The organism is Herbaspirillum huttiense, from assembly GCF_004367745.1.
In the GTDB taxonomy this organism is placed as follows: Bacteria; Pseudomonadota; Gammaproteobacteria; order Burkholderiales; family Burkholderiaceae_D; genus Herbaspirillum; species Herbaspirillum huttiense.
Map to the genome: position 1 here is coordinate 4,605,491 of NZ_CP037993.1, position 22,932 is coordinate 4,628,422.

Sequence of the window (22,932 nt, forward strand, 5' to 3'; positions counted from 1 at the left end):
CGGCTACCAATATGCCGGACGTGTAGCGCCAGCTTAATGCATGTGCTTCTGAAGCGACGCGCGCACCACCTCAGCGCTACTAGGTAGAATGCGAAGAGCGTACTCTGCCAGCGGAAACTCAAGCGTTCCGCGCAGATTGAGCCCCTCCAAATTAGTGGGCGCGATACGTCGCAGCAGTTCAGGTGCAATTGCTTCATCCCCGATCTTCTGAAATTGATCGACGGTGCGTTGCATATGGGCCGTGTTCCAAGCCATCAGCACATTGGTCAGTAGTGAAAGGCTGGAGGATACGGCAGCGAGGGACTCTGGCCGCTTAGCAAGTTCCGTTGGGATTTTACCGGTGTGGACGGCGCGCTGAATCGCATGTACAGCTTCGCCTCGATTCAAAACATGGCGCAACTCTCGGCGGAATGTTGGGTTCGTGAAATAGTCTATTAGGAATATAGAGCGCAACAGCCTCCCAAGTTGAACGCCACCATCGTATACATCTTGGCCTCGTGCTGCAGAACCGAAGCGCTGTAAAGCCTGTACGGCCGTACACCGGCCACTCCGGATGGACGCGACAACCCGCACAAACTGGTCGTAGATAGCTTCGATCGCAAGGAGGTCGACGTCCCCGGCGACCACTGGAAGCGTTTCATCCGGCACCATATGTCCACGGGGGACGTGCAAGTAGCGGTCCCGCATGTGCTGTAGGACAGGACAAAGATCAAACTTCAGACCTTTGGCCACCGCAATGCCAAAATCGGTGTAGCCATGGGTGTCAACAGCGAGCTGAGCGACGTCATCGGTTCCGTTTTGCCGCACCACCCCCTCGATGGCCGCACCAACTTGCCGTTCTTTAAGCAAAATCGGCTGGTCGTAAAAAATGCCCCAGCGATCACGCACATGAGTATAGATCCCGATGGAGGCAGTACGCCGACGTGGATCCGCTCGGGCTTGCCACACGGTGCGGGTTGTCTCCAGACTCATCATGTCGGAGGAGGCCAAGTCGCCAATTCCCCAGTGCGCCGCGATAGGATGTCGATGCATGTAGGCTAGCACCGCATCGGCCGCTTCACGCAACTTGCGTTCATCGGCCACCACCTTCATCATCTGCCGGATCGCGGAGGCCTTGAGCTCAGGAATCATGCGGGAGATGTCAGCTGCCGACAAGGAGGTTCCGTGCGCCAACACAGCAGCATAAACAAGAAGTAACTCGCTGCGCGAGCGAGGCTCCCTACCCAAGAGCAGCCAGGAAAACCGCACCTCGCTGTCGATATCCAGGATGATCTTGGGAAGTTGACCCACTGGGCGATCATCAAAGATGGCGCGACGCAGCGCATCTAAAGCCGGGTCTCTTTCCTCAGCCACGATACCCTCATTGCGGACGCCACCTGCCTCAATGCGCACCTCGCCGCGAAGATAAGCATCCTTCAGCCGATCAAGGCCGCCATCAAGGTGGTCGATAATCTTTGCCAAGAAGACCTTGGGATCTTGCGGCAGCTCCAGGTGGCCGTAATAGTGGTTCCGCTTCGCCTTCCATTCCTCTTCAGGGATGAGCAATGTAGCGCGACTGCGAAAGGAGAAACTGTGATCAACGTACACAGAACCATTTCTTAACGCCATTCGTAATGCGGAAATAGTTGCCCATTCGAATGCTCGCAGCGCCTCGGTACGGTCTTCGCCCTCAATATTCTCCCTCCATACGCGACCGAGTTTAATATTGACATCTACTGGCAACTCGCTGTTACCGTCAGGGCCGTAAAGGTTGCGAAGCACGTTGATTGCGTCCACAACGGGATGCTGCGTCTCGGACTCAAATGGCAGTGCGACGAGCTTATGCAACATTGCACGCGCCTGAGCGCTCTTGGTCATAAGCTGCAGCCGGATTAAACTACGCCGGCTGGGCGCGTGCTGCTTTAGCACCTGGTCAGCCAGTTCCACGATCTTGGTCAGTGATTCGTCGGCCGGAGTGTCAGTATTCAAGGCGAGCAGCCTCACCGCCTCGGCAAAACCGCAGAGCTGCCTTTTTAGATCAGGTCGACCGGCGTCGACCTGTCTACCAGCCTCTGTTATAACTTCAATTGCCCATCGGCGGAACATGGCGAGTAGCTGATCGGTCGCCGAGCAAAGGGCATAGCGCATGAAGCAGGCGGTTTCAAGCCTACGGGACTGAGATGTAATGCGCTTACTGACGGAGGGTGGTCGGTTGGCGCATCGCCGTGCGTAATGACGAACCAGCGTTTCGTTGATCTGGGAGGGCCAACTGATGGGGACTCGCAATCCATGCAGATGGTCGATTTTCTCAAACAATTCGGACATCTGAACCGTTGAATGCTTCACCGGAACTGCCCACAGCCACTGCTGAAGACTGGCCCGATCACCAACCGGCGCGGCAAGATGCCGGCTCCACTCTTGAACATTGGCCTCGCCTAAGCAGCACAGCAAGGTCGACTCCAGGAATGTTTCGTGGCTGCGGATTGCCTCAGCTATCACGCGCTTCAGTTGACGATCATGGGGTATCAGAATCTGATGCTCATACAACCAACCCTTAACCTGCATGAGCAGCGTCGAGGGGTCCGGCCGGCCGACTAATGTCTCTTTGAGCCAGCGGACCAGGTAACGTCGCTGGTGCTCGGTCATCGATGAAAAACCGAGCGCTTGCTGCGCCAGTTGCTGATGGTCGATCAACGTTCGCGGCCGTGTCTCGTAGAGCGAGCGCAATGTTCCGATTTCAGGCGGCGCGATGGATAACTGTTCGCCAAGATGGCTCCACAAAACCTTCGGAACTTGCTTGTAGGCATCAAGGGTGCGGCCGGTCATCCGGATAAAACCAAGATGAAGGGCGAGCGCCAGACGGTAAAGGTGGTTGCGCCGCGCCTCAATCAGAGTTTGTTCTTTGGCAGAAAACGTGAAGAACGTGTTCAGCTCAAACTCAGTCAGTTCGGGCGGGATGTGGCGCAAGCCGAGGTAGGGAGCGTGCCAATGGTCCATTGTTTAACTCTCTGAAGAGAACAATGGGCACCATCATACCCGGGCGGGAAGGCAAACAGTAAGTGACTGATTTTAAAGCGATTGTTGCATTGCGCATCGCTGAAACCCGCGTAAACACTGGGTTGCGCTAACGTCGCTTATTGCACGCGGATCAAAGGAACCCCCACAAGGAAAAAAGAAGCGAGGGTTAAATTGACGATTCGGTTTGGAAGGATCACTCCAGACGTCATTACGAGAAACATCATTATCTTGACAGCAACATCTCCGACAGAGAGGCCTCAGAGCCGAGGTCTGCTGCTTGCCATACTTTTGCTGGCTTCTACGCCCGCAAGCGGAGAAACTCATGCGGCGGAAAAGTCGGGGGCTAGCTCCGATACGGTTACCGCACGCGGTAACGACACTGATACAGCGGAAAACAACGGAGCTGCCGGCGATTTCGACAACCTGCTGTTTGGAGATATGAGAGGGCTACGCCCCGCCCTCAAATCCCGAGGCATCACCCTGACGCTTCAGGAAACCAGCGAATATCTCGGCAACCTGAGCGGAGGCGTTCATCGTGGTTTCCAGTACAACGGACTCACTACGCTTGGGGTGCAGATCGATACGGAGAAAGCCTTCGGACTGACAGGTGGCCAGATCTACCTCAGTGGGCTGCAAATCCATGGCACAAATCTCAGCGAAGACAACTTGAAAACCCTGCAGACCGCCAGCGGGATTCACGCTGATCGCGCGACCCGCTTGTGGGAAGCCTGGTTCGAACAGCAACTGATGGATGGCGCCCTCGGCGTCAAGCTTGGCCAGCAAAGCCTGGATCAGGAATTCATGCTCAACACGAATGCGGGCTATTTCATCAACACCATGTTTGGCTGGCCAATGCTGCCAACCGCCGACCTGCCAGCTGGCGGTGCTGCCTATCCACTTGCGGCCCTGGGCCTGAGGCTGTCCGTCAAACCTATTGATGGCCTGACTTTACTCGGCGGCGTATTCAGTGCTACCCCAGTCTCCAACCCTGAGGGGGATCCACAAAAGCGCAATCGCAATGGAACGGATTTCCCGTTAGGCCGAGGCACGATGTCAATCGTGGAGATGCAGTTGTCGGCGCCCGCCGGAAAGGCGGAGAAGGCAACTCCTGATTGGACCTATCGCTTGGGTGCCTGGTACAACACGCATTCATTCGATGACCAGCGCTTTGACGAAACGGGCCGCTCCTTGTCGGATCCTTCGAGTAATGGCATTCCCCGCGAGCATAAAGGGAATTTTTCCTTCTACATTGCCGCTGATCAGGTGATCTGGCGCGATCGCTCAGCTCCAGAGCGCAGCATCTCGGTTCTAGCGAGATTCATGAAGACGCCCTTCAAGGATCGCAATCTAATCGATGCCAGTCTGAACATGGGTGTCGTTTTTCGCGGCCCAAATCGGCATCGCCCGAACGATACGCTTGCACTCGGCGCGGGCTACGCGCATGTCAGCAGCCAGGCTGCAGGTAGAGACAGCGACAACAATGCGATCAACGGCGTGCGAATCCCCGTGCGCAGCAGCGAGAAATTTATTGAACTGTCGTACCAATATCAAGCGACGCCTTGGCTGCAAATACAACCCGACGTGCAGTATGTGTTTAATCCCGGCGCCAGCATAGTCAACCCTAACGCTGCAGGGGAGCGTGTCAAGAACATTTTCATGCTTGGCACGCGCATCAATATTTCGTTTTGAGAAGTCAAATGCCTTTTGACTGTTCGCTTTCAATGTCTGTATTCGGCCAGTAGCGACTCTACAGATATAAATGAAATGTGCAGGAATACTCTGCGCTGGCGCCGTGGGCCAAGCGTCTGGAGCAAGGTCGTCTGGATCGAAGGGATCGAGTCAAGTCACCTTTGCCGGCCCCAATTTTTTTCAGTAATGCAAGATGCAAAAACGAGACCAGAAATGGAGAAAGCCCGCCAGAGGCGGGCTTTCGCTTACGTTTTGCCTGAAACTTGACAGCCGACTAGAACCGCTTTCGGGGATGAGGACTGCCAGGCGGTTAAGACAAATTTTATCACACCGCGTTTAGCACTGCTGCTAGTTGCGGGCAACCATGTAATCAAGTGACGAGATGGTATCGTTCGGGATCTCATGCGCGGGATCAACTGCACAAGAGAACTCGGGTTAGGTTCGCTCGATTTTCTGTGTACTAGTTTCGCGAGTTAAAGATAAGCAGGCATCTTACGTCTCCTCATATACCCGCTATGACCACACACTCAAGTGACGCTTCCTTCCAGTTCATCCGCTGCCGCTACACCTGACCAGAGGCGGGAATTTCTTTGTTGAACAGATGAAGAATCTCCGCAGTCTCACGTTCTGATGGTGGAAGTACTCCTTCAGGAATCGGAGCATCCACTTTTGATATTTGCATGCCTCGCGCGCGGACGTGATAAGCAATCTGTTGCCACCTCCGCTTCCACAACGCTTCCTTGCGTTCATACTCTCTCACCTGCTCTCTCAAGAATTTCAACTCTAGAAGCGCATCCTTCGATAGCTCAGAAACCGCTAAGTCTCGCTTTAGCTCCGCACGTCCACCAGCCAAATTCTTCTTAGCTACGAGATAGGCGGCCTTAATTTCAGGCTTGGCTTGTAACGCCTGCCGGCTAAATACGTGACGCTCTTCCAAGATGGCCCAGGTGAGCTTTACCCCTATTTCTCCTGCGGCCCATTTCGCGAGATCGGCCAAGATTGCCTCGGCGTTCGAGACAGATATTCTTTTATGCTTGTTCGTTGAAGCCATTTTTCTTCAAGTAATCTTCAGGATTGAAATCAACAATTCCGCAGTCAAGTAATTGTTGGGCGAGGGTCTTCAGCTTTTTGTCATTGTGGGCGACCCAATCAGCACTCCTTCTAGGCCGTTCCCCCTGGCTCAGCTCCTCGGCTTTCTTTCTGGTGGCGTATGCCAATGCATATTGGCGCTTGACCTCTTCGATTCTCCCCTCATCCGATTTCTTCCAGACGTAGTCATCACAGTCCGCTGTACATTGAAGATGTCGTTCACAAGGTATTTGCGCGAAATTGTGAATACACATCCCTGGGCCGACATCGTGAACAGCGCTCACTCGGGCGGCAAGAAAGGCGTCCCTGACCGAGACGGGTACATACTTCAATACGTCAACGATCTTGCCGCCTACCTTGTTTTCTGAAATTTCCTGACGCAGCATCAGCGCCCTCTTCTCCCGTGTCGTATTCTGATATGCCTTTGTGTCTCGCGGATTAGATCGACCAAACCATTCGGTTTGCATGAGATCGCTTAGACCACCTTCGTCAAGTAGGGTGTTTAAGGTATGTCTGAATTGATGACTTGAAAAATCAAAGTTGGCCGAAATCGACGAGAACTCGGCTGCCAACTCTGGAAACTTACGCATGAATGTAGTCATCATCGAGTGCGTACATAGCGTGGCGGACCATCTGCTGTATGCACCCGTAGATAGGCCACGGTAGCGGACGATCAGTAGATCTTTCAAGTAGTAGTCGTGCAAAAACTGATCAATATGGATTGATTCGATATTGCCGGCCAAAAAGAAGCTTTTTCGGAAATATGGAAGCAGTTCTGTTTTGGTAGTCCAGGCTGTTCTCCGAGAAGGGCCACCGTGCACTCGGCCATCACGAGCGAATTCACTGGTAGCGGCAAGGAGCGTCGGTGTGATGCCATAACGCACCAAATCTGCTGCAAACAACGGCTGGTCGTCTCCGACATCCGCGAGAAAGCGTATGTCAACATCATGTGTCTTAAATGACTCCTCCGCCGTCGATCGCGCCGCGGCGCAGGAATCTGCGAGCTCTAAATAGACGGCACAGACTATATCTACAACTGCCGTAGGTAAATACAGTCTCCTATATGCCCCCTCGGAATCACCGGCAGATTGTTTGCGCGGAAAATAGATCAGATACGCGTTGCCATTATCGTCGGTCCGAATCGGTATATTTGGTAGTGTGGCAATCTCGCTATATCGGCGCCCGAGACAACACAGCAACGTGAGTATCAATATATACGTTCGATACTTGTGCTCACGTGGCACTCGCCGGTACAGCTCACCGATCAGTTTGTACACCTCCACTTCAAGGGCATTGCCCCTTGTAACCTCCGTCGCCTTGGCGTCATCCAACCTAACATGGCCTATGCTGTTTGTAAGCTCAGGCCGCTTAAGTCCGCTATATTTGAATTCAAATCGACAATGACAAAGTTGATCTGCGTCACACCACGCGGCAAATTCTTGTACCGCTTTATGCAAGTTGTATGCTGTGGTCTCTGCATAGTCATGAGAGATGTTTCTGCACGCAAGCTCCAGGGCTTCCGGGGTCAATGACGAAACTTTTACTAGCCCGAGGGAATCTGCAGCATGCTTAACATAGCCAACGGCCGATATGAAATTTCTCTGGTTAGATAGTGATTGATTGCTTCGTATGATACGCATCCTGACGATGCCCTTGGCAACATATTCCCACTGAGGAGCCTGCCACGCCCACAGTCTTCCTCCGCCTAGTTTTGACGGCAAACTAAAATTTAACGTCGCTGACTCGGCGTTGCGTCCCGAGTCTTTTAATAGTGGTCCTGAAGTGATCTTCCACACGTGATCACACTTGCCGACGTTCTCCAGGCCAGGTATTTTTTTTTGCCAGGCATGCGAATAGAGCTTCCATGCACGCAAGTCAAGATCTCTTTCACCGCTAGAGAAGGTTGGGACTTTCTTGATTGGTTTTCTTTTACTCACTGCCTTGCTCGCACAGTTTCACTACTTCGCCTACAGCGGCAATTACGTCATCCAATTGAATCCCAAGACGGGACCGCTCGCCGCCTTTCAACATGTTCCGCCTGTTTGAAAGAAGACGCTCCAGTACAAAATCATGATCTGCGTCGGCATACGGACGAAATTTTGGGCAGAGGTAGCATGAATAAGGAGGGTCCAAATGACAAAGATTCGTCTGTCCACAATGGCCTATGTCCACATTGGTGACGGGCGCTACACCATCATAGAAAACGAGGGACTTATCCGTGTCATTGTCCGGATCATCTTTTGACCCGCCGAATTCACCCTTGAAATACGAAACATATTCTGACAAGTGCAGCGCCGCAGCTTTGTCCAACTGCGTAACCATGCGGTCAGCAACATCAAAATAGACCTGTACATGCTGCGTGTCGGTATGGTCCAAGACCACGGCCAACTCCTGTTTGCTAATACCCTCAGCAGCCAAATTGGTAGCTAAGGTGTAACGCAGTCGGCGGGTGGTGATTCTTAGAGGCTCACCAGTCAGCGGAGAAATAATGTTATGACGGCTCACAAAGTCTGCGAGCAGATTTGATATCTCCGCGCTGTTTGAGTAAAACGCTTCCTGGTATCGGTTCTGCTTTAAGAAGTGTTCGTTAGCCTGCTTGGCAGGAAACAAGGGCCGATTCAGCTGTTTCTTTCTGCCATCTATTTCAACAGCCACTTCAACCTGTTTGTTTCTACTGATCAGAGACAGAACATGCCGTGCAAGCTCCGGCGACATGTACTCAGTTTTTCTGTCATGTCTGGGCATCAGGAGCCGTTTTTTAATACGCGGCATATGAATAACATAACAACGTTCAGGGCCATCTGGGGTTAAGTCTTCAAAATCAGATTCCCAGAGATAAATGAGGTTGAGCGGATTCCGGCCGAATGCCAAGGCGAGCGCCATTGCGGCGCGTTGTTGCACATGGGAGAAGAGCTGGCTTGAATCATTTCTTAAAGCATCGATGATCAATGGCAGTTCTAGTTTTCGGTGGAGAGGCCCCTCGGTTAGCTCTTCGCTACGAACCGCCTCCCCTTTGGGGCCACCGGGTATGCTCCACGAATCCAGCTCCATCGCGTAATTTGGACAGAATCCCAGTTCTGGATAGTGCTCAGCGCACCAGATATACCACTGGATCGCTCGGTAGTATCTGTACAGTTTACGATCCCTCTTCGCTGCGTAAAGTAATTCACTCACGAAAATGGCGAACGGCATACGAAGGTCTGGCTCCTCGTCGTGATCGAACCCATCTTCAACCTCACCAAGGCGGAAATCCCTTAGTGCCGCTTCAAAAGCATTTTCACCGGCAGAGGTGGAAACATGTTTAATACGGTCGATAACATATGCTTTTAAACCCCACGCGAGTCTTCGGTTCTTGATTCGTGAAAAGTTGAGCTCCGGCGTTCGTCCTACTATTAATAGCCGCCATCTGTCTCCCGAGACGTCAACCTCGTACCCCTCTCTTGAGAGAATTGTCTGAGGTAATTGAGGCCATTGAGGTGACTCGATAATAGTTGTGTTGAGACGATCAGCAGCCGTAGTCATTCTGCGTTGTTTCTAAGAAGGTTTTTTTGATAGCTACGCAGAGCAATGTCAGCCTGCTCTCGTATTTCTTGTTGAATGTAGACATCTTGAGAAGACAAATTGCGATCCCCACGCAAAAACGCTAGTGCCTGGCGCCGGCGATCCTCATCCATCCCCATGCTCCGGAGCTCTCGCTCCATTCGGCTTGAAAACGTGTGCCGAAGTGATTTGGGTGAGAGATTTACAGGCAAGGAATCTGGATGCTTTTCTCTTAGCAGCCGAAAGAATTCGTTCACACTCTGATGTGACAAAGGCATACCCTCGTCGCTCACGATCAAATATTCAGAGTCCGTTTGAGCGGTACTGCATAAGATTTCACGCCACCTCATCAAGTAATCATCGAGGTGCTTGGCCAAGTTCTCGCTTCTCAGATCAAGCACCCGTCCGTCCCGCTTAATCCTGGGTCGCTTTGCGCGCTTGTCATTAGAATCTCGAGCCCGGCGCCGCACACGAAGCGCTGAAATTGCGCCAAACTCGATGTCTTCAATCCTAAGACTGAGCAGCTCACCAGGCCTAAGCCCGTGGTACAGCATGAGCATGGTCGAAATGTAATTTCGGAATGCGACTGCTTGAGATTTCGTTTCCAGAGGCGCGTCAGGTGGAATCAGGAGTTCAATCAGATATTGGTATTGGCGCTCGGTGAGGCCTTTTCTCAACTCGACGTTCTCAGGGGGGCTAGCAACAAAGTGCCTACTCAGTTGGCGATGAATAAATCTCTTTCTTTCAACCATCCTCTCGTAATCCGATTCCACATGGGTGCCTTGACTAATCTCCATGTCGAAGCACCACTCGACGAATTGCCGTATGGTCGTTAGACGTTTGTTGAAGGTATCTGGGCTGATCGCCATCTTGCGAACCTTCCTCCCCGTATGCTGCTCCCGGCGCAAGAAATCTATCAGGCCTGTAGATATGTGAGCTTCCGTTAGAGGATATTTTCCGGAGATCAAGTCAGTGAACCGAATCTTCTCTCGTTCCAGCCATCGCCAAAACACAGCGATCTCCCTCAAGTTCCGAGTGCTTGTATTTGGCGACAAGTGCCTACGGCCCAGGATGAACTCATTTGGAAGCGGCTCAGGCAGGCCGTCCGAGTCAAGGAGCAAAGGAAGCTGATCACCTGATGCGTGATCGATAATTTCTACTGTAAATGGCATGCGTTACAAAATGTGGGTTGTATGCATTTCTATCTTTCGCATTTCCTATTTGCAACAATCCTATCATTACGAATTCACCAGGCATGAAAAAACCCCTCACTCCTTAACAGAGAGAGGGGTTAAAAAAATCTAAATTTATTCTTTTAAAACAGTATGTTACCGGCAATTTTTTGATCTACTGCTTTACAAAACTTCTCTTATGGACTCTAGAAGGGAATATCGTCGTCCATGTCCGAGAAGTTCGGCGCCGGGCGCTGGGCCGGCTGCTGGCGCGGGGCACCGCCGCCACCTGCTGCGCCACCGCCGGCGCTCTGGCGCGGAGCACCGCCGCCGTAGCTGCCGCCACCGCCGCCGCCACCGTAGCCGCCTTCGTCCATGCCACCGCCACCGCCGCCCGCACCCTGGCGGCCGCCCAGCATCTGCATGGTGTCAGCGATGATTTCGGTGGTGTAGCGTTCGACGCCTTCCTTGTCCTGCCACTTGCGGGTCTGCAGGCGGCCTTCGACGTAGATCTGCGAGCCCTTCTTCAGGTACTGGCCGGCGATTTCAGCGAGCTTGCGGTAGAAGGTGATGCGGTGCCATTCGGTGAGCTCCTTCTTTTCGCCGGTGTTCTTGTCCTTCCAGCTTTCGGTCGTGGCGACGGCGATGTTGGTGACGGCTTCGCCGTTGGGCATGTAGCGGGTTTCCGGATCGCGCCCGAGATTGCCGACGATGATGACTTTGTTGACCGATGCCATTGTTTCTCCTGAATACGTTTAGGCTGTTGCACCCGCCGCCTGCGCAGCGCGGCGCGGCAGGTTTTTCATGTTAGCCGCGATTATAAGCCAGGTCAGCGTGAGGACGGCTGACAAGAGAAACACGGCGGAATTCCCCACATTTTGTTTGAGCCAGCCCCCCAAGGCGCCGCCGCAAGACAGTCCCAGCGCCTGCAAGGTGTTGTAGACGCCCAGCGCCGCGCCCTTGGCAGCCGGCGGCGCGATGCGCGACACCAGCGACGGCTGGGCCGCCTCCAGGATGTTGAAGGCGACGAAGAACAGGAACAGCAGCGCCACCAGCATCCACACCTGCGCCAGCGGATGCGACAGCACCGCCCAGAAACCCAGCTGCACCAGCAGCATCAGCCCGATGGCCCCGAGGAAGACCGGCTTCATGCGGCCATATTTCTCGGCCACGAAGATCGGCGGCAGCATCAGCACGAAGGACGCGAGCACCACCGGCAGGTAGATCTTCCAGTGCTCGCCCAGCGGGATGCCGGCCAGTTGCACCAGGGCCGCCGGCACCACCATGAACATGGCGACCTGGGTCAGATGCAGGGTGAACACGCCAAAGTTGAGTCGCAACAACTCCGCATGGCGCAACACCTCGGACAGCGAGACGCGACGTGCCGCCACCATCGGTGCGGCCGGGACCACCCACACCACCACCGCGATGGCGATCAGCGACAGGATGCCCGTCAGGCCGAAGATGCCGCCCATGCCGATGGACTTGTAGAGCAGCGGCGAAGCCACCATCGACACCGCGAAGGTCACGCCGATGGAGGCACCGACCATGGCCATGGCCTTGGTGCGGTGTTCTTCCCGGGTGGAATCGGCGATGAAGGCCGTGATGGCCGCCGAAATCGCGCCCGAACCCTGCAGCGCGCGTCCGATCAGCAGCCACAGCACGCTGTGGGCAGCGGCCGCCACGAAGGAACCCAGCGCAAACAGCAGCAGCCCGATGACGATGATGCGCTTGCGCCCGTAGCGGTCGGAAGCGATGCCGTAGGGAATCTGGCCGAACGCCTGCGCCAGGCCGTAGATGCCCAGGGCGATGCCGACCAGGGTGTCGCTGTCACCGCCGGGCAGGCTGTGGGCGTGCACTGCGAACACCGGCAGCACCAGGAACAGGCCCAGCATGCGCAGGGAAAAAATGGAGGCAAGGGAAACGCTGGCGCGCACCTCGGCGCGCGACATGCCGGATTTTTCAGGCTGTGCGGTGGAACGGGAGTGGTGGGACATACGGTTCGTGACTGGCGTTGGCGACTGCCCGGCCCTGCAAGTAAAACCCGGCCGGGGCAAAAGCCGTATGGTAACAGGATAGTCCGGCTGACCGGCAGCACCGCCCAGCGCCTGCACTCCCGGCCCGCAGGATTGAGGCACTTCCATGTCCTGGGTCAACTTCGGCGGACCCGCCGGCTGGTACCAACGGGACGGGAGTGTCGCGAAACTTCACAACATTCCTGACAAACCTGTCATGTTAGGCATACCTTATGCCAAAATAGCGCATTGCTCATTTTTTCTGCAGTGCTCATAACAGCCGCCCCTTCCTGAACGGAAGATTTCAGCCCGGCCATAAACTTCGCCAAGAAAAAGAAGGCAATCACGCGTAATGGGGGGGAGAACCCGGACGCAGAGGATGGCGAACAGGCTAAGTGGTGTCACGCATGTGGCGGCACGCTGGTGTCGTGCGCATCCTCGAGGTCCTCCGGTTTTCAGATTTTTTCCGTTTTTTGTTTGTTGCGCTGGCGGCGCAGGCCGCTCGCATCCGTATATTCAGCATGTTCCTATTTGATTCGCTCAACGAAGGCAAGACGAGCACTTCCCGCTCTGCGCAACCGGTCTCTGCTGCCGGCGGGCAAGCCCTGCCCGCCCGTCTGGCCTGGCTGCTGCTGATCCTGGCCGGTGCCGCCTGGCTGCTGCCGGGCGTGTTCGGCCATGGTCCCTGGAAACAGGATGAGACCTATACCTTCGGCATGATCCATCACATGCTGGTCTCCGGCGAGTACCTGGTTCCCACCAATGCCGGCCAGCCCTTCATGGAAAAGCCGCCGCTGTACTACTGGACCGCCGCGTTGCTGGCCAAGCTGGCCTATCCGCTGCTGCCGTATCACGAGGGCGCGCGGCTGGCCAGCGTGTTCTACAACCTGGTCACGCTGGTGTTCGTGGCCAGGATTGCCAAGATGATGTGGGGCCAGCGCAGCCTGATGAGCCTGCCGGTACTGGCTACCCTGGCCCTGTTCGCCGGGTCGCCGGGCATGGTCAAGCACGCCCACGACATGTTCACCGACGTCGCCCTGGTCACCGGCGGCGTCATGGCCACCTACGGCCTGCTGGCCATCGCCCTCAACGAGGAGCGCCGCACGCCCGCGTGGAGCGCGGCCTTCTGGTTCGGCCTGGGGGTGGGCATCACCGAGATGACCAAGGGCCTGTTCGTGCCGCTCACCTTCGCCGCCACGGCGATGGCCGTCGGCGTGATGGTGCCGGCCTGCCGCTCGCGCTCGTACTGGAAGATGGTCGGCACCGCCGTGCTGGTCTCGCTGCCCTTCTTCGTGATCTGGCCGGCGCTGCTGGCCCAGCACTCCATGCCCTTGTTCATGGAATGGTTCTGGGACAACAACGTCGGCCGCTTCTTCGGCTTCTCGGTCAAGAAGCTGGGCTCGGACAACGACCACACCGTGATCCTGCGCGCCCTGGGCGGCTTTGCCCTGCCTGGCTCGGTACTGGCGCTGGTGGCGCTGGGCAGCGGCGACTGGCGTCAGGTCGGCACCAGCAAGGTGGCGCTGCCGCTGGCCTTTGGTGCCATCAGCCTGGCCGTGCTGCAGAGCTCCGCCACTGCCCGCCAGCTCTATCTGCTGCCGGTACTGCTGCCGCTGGTAATGCTGGGCGCGCGCGCCCTGCCGCGCCTGCCGGCGCTGGCCAACCTGGCGTGGGACTGGTTCTCGCGCCTGGCCTTCGGGGCGCTGGCCGTGGGGATCTGGGCGACCTACATCGTCTCCACCTGGCCGGCCGACCAGCACCAGCCCATCGCGTTCATGGGCAAGTGGCTGCCGCTGAGCTTCGTGACGCCGATCCAGCCGCTGGCCGTGCTGGCCGCGGGCGCCATGAGCATCCTGTGGATCGCCTCGCTGGGCCTGCTGAGCCGTGCCGGCCAGTGGCGTGGCGCGTTCTCGTGGTTTGGCGGGATCACCCTGATGTGGGGCCTGGCTTTCACATTGCTCCTGCCCTGGGCCGATTACGGCAAGAGTTATGAATATGTCTACGCCGACCTCCAGGCCAAGATCGGTCCGGCCTGGCAAGAGGGCGATTGCATGGCCAGCCAGGCACTGGGCGAATCGGAAGCCCCGATGCTTTATTACTACACCGGCATCCTGCACCAGCCCATCGACGGCGGCCGCCACACCGCATGCCGCTGGCTGATCCAGGAGATGCCCGACGCCGGCAAGCGTCCACATGGTCACTGGACCCTGTTCTGGGAAGGCCGCCGCGATGGCGACGAAGGACAGTTGTTCAAGATCTACGAACGCGCCCACTGAGGGCAAGCTGTTGCATGACAAGAAACTGCCGGCCACGCGCCGGCTTTTTCTTGTCTGCTTCATCATTCATCAGCAATCCCTGCACCGGATCCGCCGCGCAGACGATTTCCTGCGGCATTTGCGCTGCAAGGCCATGGCTTTCTCCACGGCCGCGCTTTCAATTTGGCGATGCATGCCCACATGGGTCATCTGCCGCTGCAGCCCCGCCTGCCGGCCATTCGCAGTCCTGTTATAGTTACATGTTGTCCCCATCGCTGCTCCGCACAATGCGTGATCGCTCATCGGCTGATCGCACGCGGGGGCAGGCAACCCCTAGCTGAAGGCATCCATGGAAGAAATTCGCATTCGCGGCGCACGTACGCACAATCTCAAGAATATCAACCTAGACCTCCCCCGCAACAAGCTCATCGTCATTACTGGCCTGTCCGGTTCGGGCAAGTCGTCGCTGGCCTTCGATACCTTGTATGCCGAGGGGCAGCGCCGCTACGTGGAGTCGCTGTCGGCCTACGCGCGCCAGTTCCTGCAGCTGATGGAAAAGCCCGATGTCGACATGATCGAAGGCCTGTCCCCGGCCATCTCGATCGAACAGAAGGCGACGTCGCACAACCCGCGCTCCACCGTCGGTACCGTCACCGAGATCCACGACTACCTGCGCCTGCTGTACGCCCGCGTCGGTACGCCCTATTGCCCGGACCACCCCGAGCATCCGCTGGAGGCGCAATCGGTCTCGCAGATGGTCGATGCCGTCCTGGCGCTGCCGGAAGACACCAAGCTGATGATCATGGCCCCCGTGGTGGCCAACCGCAAGGGCGAGCACGCCGACCTGTTCGAGGAGATGCAGGCCCAGGGCTTCGTGCGCTTCCGCATCCAGAGCGGCACCGGGTCGGCCAAGGTCTACGAGGTCGATGACCTGCCCAAGCTGAAGAAGACCGAGAAGCACACCATCGACGTCGTCATCGACCGCGTCAAGGTCAAGGCGGAGATCAAGCAGCGTCTGGCCGAAAGCTTCGAAACCGCGCTGCGCCTGGCCGATGGCCGCGCCATTGCGCTGGAAATGGACAGCGGCAAGGAACACCTGTATTCCAACAAGTTCGCCTGCCCCATCTGCGGCTATTCGCTGCAGGAGCTGGAGCCGCGCCTGTTCTCCTTCAACAACCCGATGGGTGCCTGCCCGGAATGCGATGGCCTGGGCCACATCGAGTTCTTCGATCCCAAGCGCATCGTGGCTTTCCCCAATTTGTCGCTGGCCTCGGGCGCGATCAAGGGCTGGGATCGCCGCAACCAGTTCTACTTCCAGATGTTGACCAGCATCGCCGCCTACTACGGCTTCGACCTCGATGTGCCCTTCGAGCAGCTCGACGACAAGGCACAGCAAGCGGTGCTCTACGGTTCGGGCCGCCAGACCATTCCGTTCGCCTACGTCAACGAGCGTGGCCGCACGGTGGTCAAGGAGCACACCTTCGAAGGCGTGGTCAACAACCTGCAGCGCCGCTATCGCGAAACCGATTCGATGGCGGTCAAGGAAGAACTGGCCAAGTTCATCAACGAGAAGCAATGCCCGTCCTGCCACGGCGCCCGCCTGCGGGTGGAAGCGCGCTATGTGAAGGTGGGTAGCGGCAAGCAGCAGCGTGCCATCTACGAAGTCGCTGCCACGCCGCTGCGCGAGACCCTGTCTTTCTTCGAGACCCTGAAGCTGACCGGTGCCAAGAAGGAAATCGCCGATCGCATCATCAAGGAAATCGTCTCGCGCCTGACCTTCCTCAACAACGTCGGCCTGGACTATCTCTCGCTGGAACGCAGCGCCGATACGCTCTCGGGCGGCGAAGCCCAGCGCATCCGCCTGGCTTCGCAGATCGGTTCGGGCCTGACCGGCGTGATGTATGTGCTGGATGAACCTTCCATCGGCCTGCACCAGCGCGACAACGACCGCCTGATCGATACCCTCAAGCATTTGCGCGACATCGGCAACACCGTGCTGGTGGTGGAGCATGATGAAGACGCCATCCGCACTGCCGACTACGTGGTCGACATGGGCATCGGCGCGGGCGTGCATGGCGGTGACGTGATCGCCCATGGTTCGCTGCCGGACATCCTCAAGAACAAGAAGTCGCTGACCGCCAAGTACCTGAACGGCTCGCTGGAAATCGCCGTGCCCAAGAAGCGCACGCCCTGCGATGAATCGCGCATGCTGACCATCACGGGCGCCACCGGCAACAACCTCAAGAATGTGGACCTGGAACTGCCGGTGGGCCTGCTGACCTGCGTGACCGGGGTCTCCGGTTCGGGCAAGTCGACCCTGGTCAACGACACGCTGTACCTGTCGGCGGCACGCCACCTGTACGGTTCACAAACCGAACCGGCCGAGCACGAAGCCATCGGCGGACTGGAACACTTCGACAAGGTGATCGCGGTGGACCAGGCACCGATCGGCCGCACGCCGCGCTCCAACCCCGCCACCTACACCGGCCTGTTCACGCCGATCCGCGACCTGTTCGCCACCGTGCCGATGGCCAAGGAACGCGGCTACAGCGCCGGACGCTTCTCCTTCAACGTCAAGGGCGGCCGCTGCGAAGCCTGCCAGGGCGATGGCGTCATCAAGGTGGAAATGCACTTCCTGCCGGACGTGTATGTGCCCTGCGATGTCTGCCACGGCAAGCGCTACAACCGTGAAACGCTGGAAGTGCAGTACAAGGGCAAGAACATCACCGAGATCCTGGACATGACGGTGGAAGACGCGCACGAGTTCTTCAAACCCGTGCCGCTGATCGCGCGCAAGCTGCAGACCCTGCTCGATGTGGGCCTGGGCTATATCAAGCTGGGCCAGAGCGCCACCACCCTCTCGGGCGGCGAGGCGCAGCGCGTGAAGCTGTCGCTGGAATTGTCCAAGCGCGATACCGGCCGCACGCTCTACATCCTGGATGAGCCGACCACCGGTCTGCACTTCCACGATATCGACCTGCTGCTCAAGGTGATCCATCGCCTGCGCGACCAGGGCAATACGGTGACCATCATCGAGCACAACCTGGACGTCATCAAGACCGCCGACTGGATCATCGATCTCGGTCCCGAAGGCGGTGCCGGCGGTGGCCGCATCGTGGCGGCCGGTACGCCCGAGGACGTGGCCAAGAATCCGGCCAGCGTCACCGGCAAGTACCTGGGTCCGCTGCTGAAGAAGAAGTCGAAGCAAGAAAAATAAGTCCGGACTTGCGCGCGCGCAAACGATACAGAATTGCTGCCCATCTGTATCTTGCGCTGCGCTGGCCATGGCATACAGTCATGCACCTGGCCGCCATCCGGCGCACAATGAAGGCTCGCCCGTCCGCCATGGACGGGTTGCCGTGCAACCCCGAAAGTCCATCATGTCGAACCCGCTGTCACCCGCCCAGGTCGCCTTCTTCCGCGAACAGGGCTATCTCCTGCTCAAGGGCATGGTCCCTGACGCCCTGCGCGAACGCCTGCTCGCCGTCACGCACGATCACCTGCAACGTGCTGTCGCACCGCTGGAATACGAAGCCGAGGTCGGCTACGAAGGCGCTCCCGTTTCGCTGGAGGCCGAAGGAGGCCGCACCGCGCGGCGCCTGCGGGCAGCCTGGCAGCGCGATCCGGTGTATCGCGAATGGGCCGCCGATCAACAACTGGTGGCCATGCTGCACCAGTTGTTCGAGGAACCGGTCTGCCTCACGCTGGCGCATCACAACTGCATCATGACCAAGCACCCGGCCTTCGGCACCGCCACCGGCTGGCACCGCGACATCCGCTACTGGTCCTTCCCGCGCAATGAACTGATTTCGGTATGGCTGGCGCTGGGTGCGGAAACGCCGGAGAACGGCGCGCTCAAATTCATCCCCGGCTCGCACAAGCTCAAGCTGCAGCCGGAACAGATGGATGAACTGGATTTCCTGCGCCCCGATGTGGCCGCCAACCAGGCCCTGTTTGCGCAGGGCATTGCGCTGTCAATGGCGCCGGGCGTCGTGGTGCTGTTCCACAGCGGCCTGTTCCATGCCGCCGGCCGCAACGACAGTGAACAGGTCAAGTGCTCGGCCGTGTTCGCCTATCACGGCAAAAGCAATCCGCCCCTGCCCGGTACCCGTTCGGCTGCGTCCGAGGATGTGGCCCTGGACACTTGACCGACTGTACTGGCTGGGGGCGGATCACTGTACCGGCAAGGTCGAAGCGACCGTACCGGTACGGAAAGACGCGGTGACTTGCGGTGTCAGTGAAGCAGCAAGCCACCCTTGCCCGGCAAGGCCGCTGATGCCGGTACAGCCACCGTAACAGTTGCACGCGCGGACAGCGCCTGGGCTGCCGGTACGCCGGCGACGGCAGTGCCGCCGAGCCGGAACACGCTGACCGCTTCCGACAGGCGTGCCGCCTGTTCCTGCATGGACTGTGCGGCGGCTGCGGCCTGTTCCACCAATGCGGCGTTCTGCTGCGTGGTTTCATCCATCTGCGTGATGGCGTTGTTGACCTCCTCGATACCCTGGCTCTGCTCCTGCCCGGCCGCACTGATGTCGGTGACCACCTCGCTCACGCGCTGCACGCTTCTGACCACTTCGTCGATGGTCTGTCCGGCCTGTGCCACCAGGGCACTGCCGGTCCCCACCCGCGTGACCGAATCATCGATCAGGACCTTGATCTCCTTGGCGGCGGCCGCAGAACGCTGTGCCAGTGAACGCACTTCCGACGCCACCACGGCGAAGCCCCGTCCCTGCTCACCCGCGCGCGCCGCTTCCACTGCGGCGTTCAGGGCAAGGATGTTGGTCTGGAAGGCGATGCCATCGATCACGCTGATGATGTCGACGATCTTGCTGGAAGATTGATTGATGGAACTCATGGTATCGACCACCTGGCGCACCACCTCGCCCCCGCGCACCGCCACTTCGGAAGCGGAGTGCGCCAGCTCCTTGGCTTGCTGCGCGCTGTCGGCATTGTGGCGCACGGTGGACGTCAGTTGTTCCATGGCGGAGGCGGTTTCTTCGAGCGCCCCGGCCTGCTGCTCGGTGCGCGAGGAGAGATCGAGGTTGCCATGCGCGATTTCGCTGGAAGCGGTGGCAATGGTATCCGTGCTCAGGCGCACCTGGCCGACGATGCCCTGAAGGTTGTCATTCATCTGCCGCAGCGCCTGCATCAGCTGGCCGGTTTCATCCTGGCTGTGGACGTCGATCTGCTGGGTAAGATCACCGGCAGCCACGGCCTGGGCCACGGTGACCGCACGCTGCAGCGGACGCGAAATCGCCCGCACCAGCAGCACGCCCATCAGCAGCGCCACGAACAAACCCGCCGCCATGGCCACGCCCATCACCACCAGCAGGGTCTGGTAACGCTGCTGCGCCTGTTCGTGCAGCTCGCGGCCGACCGTGCGCTGCAGGTCCATCAGTTGCGCCAGCGTGGTGTGGGCATCGGCATAGAGCTTGAGCATGACGCCGCCATACAGTTCGATGGCGCCCTGGAAGTCGCGATTGCGCAAGGCTTCGGCCGCCGGCTTGATGCCATCGGTGACGAACTTCTGGCGCTGGGGAATGAGCTTGTCCAGCAGCACGCGTTCATCGCTGGTGAGCTGGGTGTCCTGGTATTGCTTGACGATGGCGTCGTTGGCCTTGATGGCCTTCTCGATCCGGTCCATGTTGGCATCGATGTCACCGGAGTCGCCGACGATGGAGGTGGAGATCCCATTGCGCGCCGCATCCAGCGCCGCCGACATGCGCTCCAGCTGGGAGAAGGCGACCAGGCGGTCTTCATAGAGCGAGCGCATCTGCGCATTGGTCGAACGCAATCCGACCAGGCCCAATACGCCTGAGCCGACCAGCATCAGCGCCAGAAAGCTGATGACGAAAATCAGGCGTGCCCTGATGGTTAATTTGCTGAACATGTTCCTCCCGGACTTCACTATTGTTTTCTCTACAACGGATTCATTGTGTGGACCCGTAGTCCTGATGCGTCCAGCGCGCGCCGATAAGGCCGCGTCGCTGCCACCCGGAAACACTAGCATTTCCCGTACCAGGGGAACAGGTCCGGGATGTGGGAAGTGAAGATTTATTTTTGGCAGGCTGGGATGATGAGCAGATGTGCTGAAGTGTGCGGCGCGAGCCGCTGCGCATCGGCTGTCAGCGGCGCGCTCCGGCTATTTGCTGAGCAGGCGTTTTTCGGCGCGCAGGATGGCTTCGGAACTGCCGCGCAGCACCACGATGTCGCCGGCCATCAGTTCGGTGTCTTGCGGCGCTTCCAGCCGTTGCTTGCCGCGTCGCAGCATGGCGACTTCAGCACCACATTGGGCCGGCAGGTCGATGTCGGCCAAGGTATGGCCGATGGCGCTGGCACCGCCGATGAGGGTGACCGATTGCAGGCGCACGTTCATGCCCACGCCATCGGCTTCGGCATCGGACATGCCGTGGAAATAACCGCGCAGTGAAGCGTAACGTTCATCGCGCGCATCCTGCACGCGGTGCACCACGCGGCGCAGCGGCACGCCCAGCATCACCAGCGCATGCGAGGCCAGCATCAGGCTGCCTTCCAGCGCTTCCGGCACGACTTCGGTGGCACCGGCGGCCAGCAGCTTTTCCAGGTCGGCATCATCGTGGCTGCGCACGATCACCGGCAGCTCCGGTTCCAGCTCGTGGGCGTGATGCAAGACTTTCAATGCCGAGGGCGTACTGGCATAGGTCACCACCAGCGCCGCCGCGCGGTGGATGCCGGCGGCCACCAGGCTCTCGCGCCGGGCCGCGTCACCGTAGGAAACATTTGCGCCCCCATTGCGGGCGTCCTGCACCAGTTCCGGATCCATCTCCAGGGCGTGATAGGCGATCCCCTCCTCTTCCAGCAGGCGCGCCAGACTCTGGCCGCTGCGGCCGAAGCCGGCGATGATCACGTGCTTCTGCACACCCATGGTGCGGGTCGCCAGTTGCGTCAGGGCCAGCGATTGCAGCATCCATTCATTGGCCGAGAGCTTCATGACGATGGCGTCGGACTGGGCCAGGATGAAGGGCGTGGCCAGCATCGACAGCACCATCGCGGCCAGGATCACCTGGATCAGCATGGGATCGACCAGCTTGAGGCCGCCGGCCTGGCTCAGCAGCACGAAGCCGAACTCGCCGGCCTGCGCCAAGCCCAGGCCCACGCGCAGCGCCACACCGGTGGTGGAGCCGAACAGGCGCGCCAGTCCGGCGATGAGGGCAAACTTGAGCAGGACCGGCCCGGTCAGCAGCAGCAACACCAGGAACCAGTGATCCACCAGCGTGCGCACATTGAGCAGCATGCCTATGGTGATGAAGAACAGGCCCAGCAGCACATCGCGGAAGGACTTGATGTCTTCTTCCACCTGGTGCTTGAACTCGGTCTCGGAAATCAGCATGCCGGCGATGAAGGCCCCCAGCGCCAGCGACAGGCCGGCCTTCTCGGTGATCCAGGCCGCGCCCAGGGTGATCAGCAGCAGGTTCAGCATGAACAGTTCCTGCGAGCGCCGCTTGACCACGATGCGGAACCAGCCGCGCATGAGCTTGCTGCCAAAGAACAGCAGCAGCGCCAGCACCACCAGCGCCTTGCCCACGGCCCAGCCCAGCGTGACCATGATGTTGCCGGAATTGTTGGCCAGCGCCGGCACGACGATCAGCAGCGGCACCAGCGCCAGATCCTGGAACAGCAGCACGCCGAGGATGCGGCGGCCGTGTTCGGTCTCCAGCTCCAGCCGCTCGGTAAGCAGCTTGGAAACGATCGCCGTGGACGACATGGTCAGCGCCCCGCCCAGCGCAAAGGCCGCCTGCCAGCTGACGTTGGCGAACTGCGGCAGCACCATGGCCGCACCCCAGGCCACCAGCATGGTGGTGGCAATGGTCGCCGCCACCTGCGCCACACCCAGGCCGAAGACGATATGGCGCATGGCCGAGAGCTTGGAGAGCGAAAACTCCAGGCCGATGGAAAACATCAGGAACACCACGCCGAACTCGGCCAGCGCATGGGTGGTTTCATTGTCCTCGGCAAAAGCCAGGCCGTGCGGGCCGATGATGATGCCCACCACCAGGTAGCCCAGCATCGGCGGCAACTGCATCATGCGGAAGGCGACCACGCCGAGGACTGCGGCAGCCAGAAGGAAAAGGGTCAGTTCCAGTCCGGAAAACATTGCTGTTGGGGTTTCTTGTCAAAAGCCGCCGGGCTGCGGCG

The 22,932-nt window shown here is 58.5% G+C and carries 13 protein-coding genes; 4 read left to right on the plus strand and 9 right to left on the minus strand.

Features of this window, described 5'->3' with window-relative positions:
- Positions 1-33: 33 nt before the first annotated feature.
- Positions 34-2,976: a Tn3 family transposase gene (locus E2K99_RS20580; protein ID WP_134223393.1), complete on the minus strand. Its 2,943-nt coding sequence runs from the start codon at positions 2,974-2,976 to the stop codon at positions 34-36.
- A gap of 249 nt (positions 2,977-3,225) precedes the next feature.
- On the opposite strand from E2K99_RS20580, the gene E2K99_RS20585 reads away from it, so the two are divergent.
- A complete protein-coding gene (locus tag E2K99_RS20585; RefSeq protein WP_134223394.1) occupies positions 3,226-4,686 on the plus strand; it encodes a carbohydrate porin in 1,461 nt (486 codons plus the stop codon).
- A gap of 562 nt (positions 4,687-5,248) precedes the next feature.
- On the opposite strand, the gene E2K99_RS20590 is transcribed toward E2K99_RS20585, so the two are convergent.
- The 6 genes from E2K99_RS20590 to E2K99_RS20615 form a co-directional block, all read right to left on the minus strand.
- Positions 5,249-5,737, minus strand: a complete 489-nt coding sequence (locus E2K99_RS20590) for a protein kinase (protein ID WP_134223395.1) — start codon at positions 5,735-5,737, stop codon at positions 5,249-5,251.
- Complete coding sequence (locus tag E2K99_RS20595; protein ID WP_134223396.1) at positions 5,715-7,649, minus strand: integrase; 1,935 nt, start codon at positions 7,647-7,649, stop codon at positions 5,715-5,717. Before E2K99_RS20595 ends, E2K99_RS20590 begins: the two co-directional genes overlap by 23 nt.
- Before the next feature lie 55 nt (positions 7,650-7,704).
- Entirely contained in the window at positions 7,705-9,297 is a 1,593-nt protein-coding gene (locus E2K99_RS20600) for a site-specific integrase (protein WP_134223397.1), read from the minus strand.
- Positions 9,294-10,184 (minus strand): tyrosine-type recombinase/integrase, encoded by an 891-nt coding sequence (locus E2K99_RS20605; protein WP_166675093.1) that lies wholly within the window; start codon positions 10,182-10,184, stop codon positions 9,294-9,296. Before E2K99_RS20605 ends, E2K99_RS20600 begins: the two co-directional genes overlap by 4 nt.
- A 509-nt stretch (positions 10,185-10,693) precedes the next feature.
- Positions 10,694-11,224, minus strand: coding sequence for a single-stranded DNA-binding protein (ssb, locus tag E2K99_RS20610; protein WP_121045793.1), 531 nt, complete (start codon positions 11,222-11,224; stop codon positions 10,694-10,696).
- An 18-nt stretch (positions 11,225-11,242) separates the two neighbouring features.
- A complete protein-coding gene (locus tag E2K99_RS20615; protein ID WP_084319844.1) occupies positions 11,243-12,484 on the minus strand; it encodes an MFS transporter in 1,242 nt (413 codons plus the stop codon).
- A gap of 539 nt (positions 12,485-13,023) precedes the next feature.
- Here E2K99_RS20615 and E2K99_RS20620 point away from each other — a divergent pair.
- The 3 genes from E2K99_RS20620 (at position 13,024) to E2K99_RS20630 (ending at position 18,905) form a co-directional block, all read left to right on the plus strand.
- Positions 13,024-14,778 (plus strand): ArnT family glycosyltransferase, encoded by a 1,755-nt coding sequence (locus E2K99_RS20620; protein WP_134223399.1) that lies wholly within the window; start codon positions 13,024-13,026, stop codon positions 14,776-14,778.
- A 328-nt stretch (positions 14,779-15,106) separates the two neighbouring features.
- On the plus strand, positions 15,107-17,974 hold the full coding sequence (uvrA, locus tag E2K99_RS20625) for an excinuclease ABC subunit UvrA (protein WP_134223400.1): 2,868 nt from the start codon (positions 15,107-15,109) through the stop codon (positions 17,972-17,974).
- A gap of 163 nt (positions 17,975-18,137) precedes the next feature.
- Complete coding sequence (locus tag E2K99_RS20630) at positions 18,138-18,905, plus strand: phytanoyl-CoA dioxygenase family protein (protein ID WP_134223401.1); 768 nt, start codon at positions 18,138-18,140, stop codon at positions 18,903-18,905.
- A gap of 86 nt (positions 18,906-18,991) precedes the next feature.
- Here E2K99_RS20630 and E2K99_RS20635 read toward each other — a convergent pair whose 3' ends face one another.
- Positions 18,992-20,647: a methyl-accepting chemotaxis protein gene (locus E2K99_RS20635; protein ID WP_134223402.1), complete on the minus strand. Its 1,656-nt coding sequence runs from the start codon at positions 20,645-20,647 to the stop codon at positions 18,992-18,994.
- A gap of 252 nt (positions 20,648-20,899) precedes the next feature.
- Positions 20,900-22,891, minus strand: coding sequence for a monovalent cation:proton antiporter family protein (locus E2K99_RS20640; protein WP_039784052.1), 1,992 nt, complete (start codon positions 22,889-22,891; stop codon positions 20,900-20,902).
- Positions 22,892-22,932 lie beyond the last annotated feature (41 nt).

Excerpts from the sequence above, each read along its gene's own strand:
- E2K99_RS20580 (WP_134223393.1), bottom strand. The coding sequence starts at position 2,976 with ATGGACCATTGGCACGCTCCCTACCTCGGCTTGCGCCACATCCCGCCC.
- E2K99_RS20590 (WP_134223395.1), bottom strand. The coding sequence starts at position 5,737 with ATGGCTTCAACGAACAAGCATAAAAGAATATCTGTCTCGAACGCCGAG.
- E2K99_RS20600 (WP_134223397.1), bottom strand. The coding sequence starts at position 9,297 with ATGACTACGGCTGCTGATCGTCTCAACACAACTATTATCGAGTCACCT.
- E2K99_RS20605 (WP_166675093.1), bottom strand. The coding sequence starts at position 10,184 with ATGGCGATCAGCCCAGATACCTTCAACAAACGTCTAACGACCATACGG.
- ssb (WP_121045793.1), bottom strand. The coding sequence starts at position 11,224 with ATGGCATCGGTCAACAAAGTCATCATCGTCGGCAATCTCGGGCGCGAT.
- E2K99_RS20615 (WP_084319844.1), bottom strand. The coding sequence starts at position 12,484 with ATGTCCCACCACTCCCGTTCCACCGCACAGCCTGAAAAATCCGGCATG.
- E2K99_RS20620 (WP_134223399.1), top strand. The coding sequence starts at position 13,024 with ATGTTCCTATTTGATTCGCTCAACGAAGGCAAGACGAGCACTTCCCGC.
- uvrA (WP_134223400.1), top strand. The coding sequence starts at position 15,107 with ATGGAAGAAATTCGCATTCGCGGCGCACGTACGCACAATCTCAAGAAT.
- E2K99_RS20630 (WP_134223401.1), top strand. The coding sequence starts at position 18,138 with ATGTCGAACCCGCTGTCACCCGCCCAGGTCGCCTTCTTCCGCGAACAG.
- E2K99_RS20635 (WP_134223402.1), bottom strand. The coding sequence starts at position 20,647 with ATGTTCAGCAAATTAACCATCAGGGCACGCCTGATTTTCGTCATCAGC.
- E2K99_RS20640 (WP_039784052.1), bottom strand. The coding sequence starts at position 22,891 with ATGTTTTCCGGACTGGAACTGACCCTTTTCCTTCTGGCTGCCGCAGTC.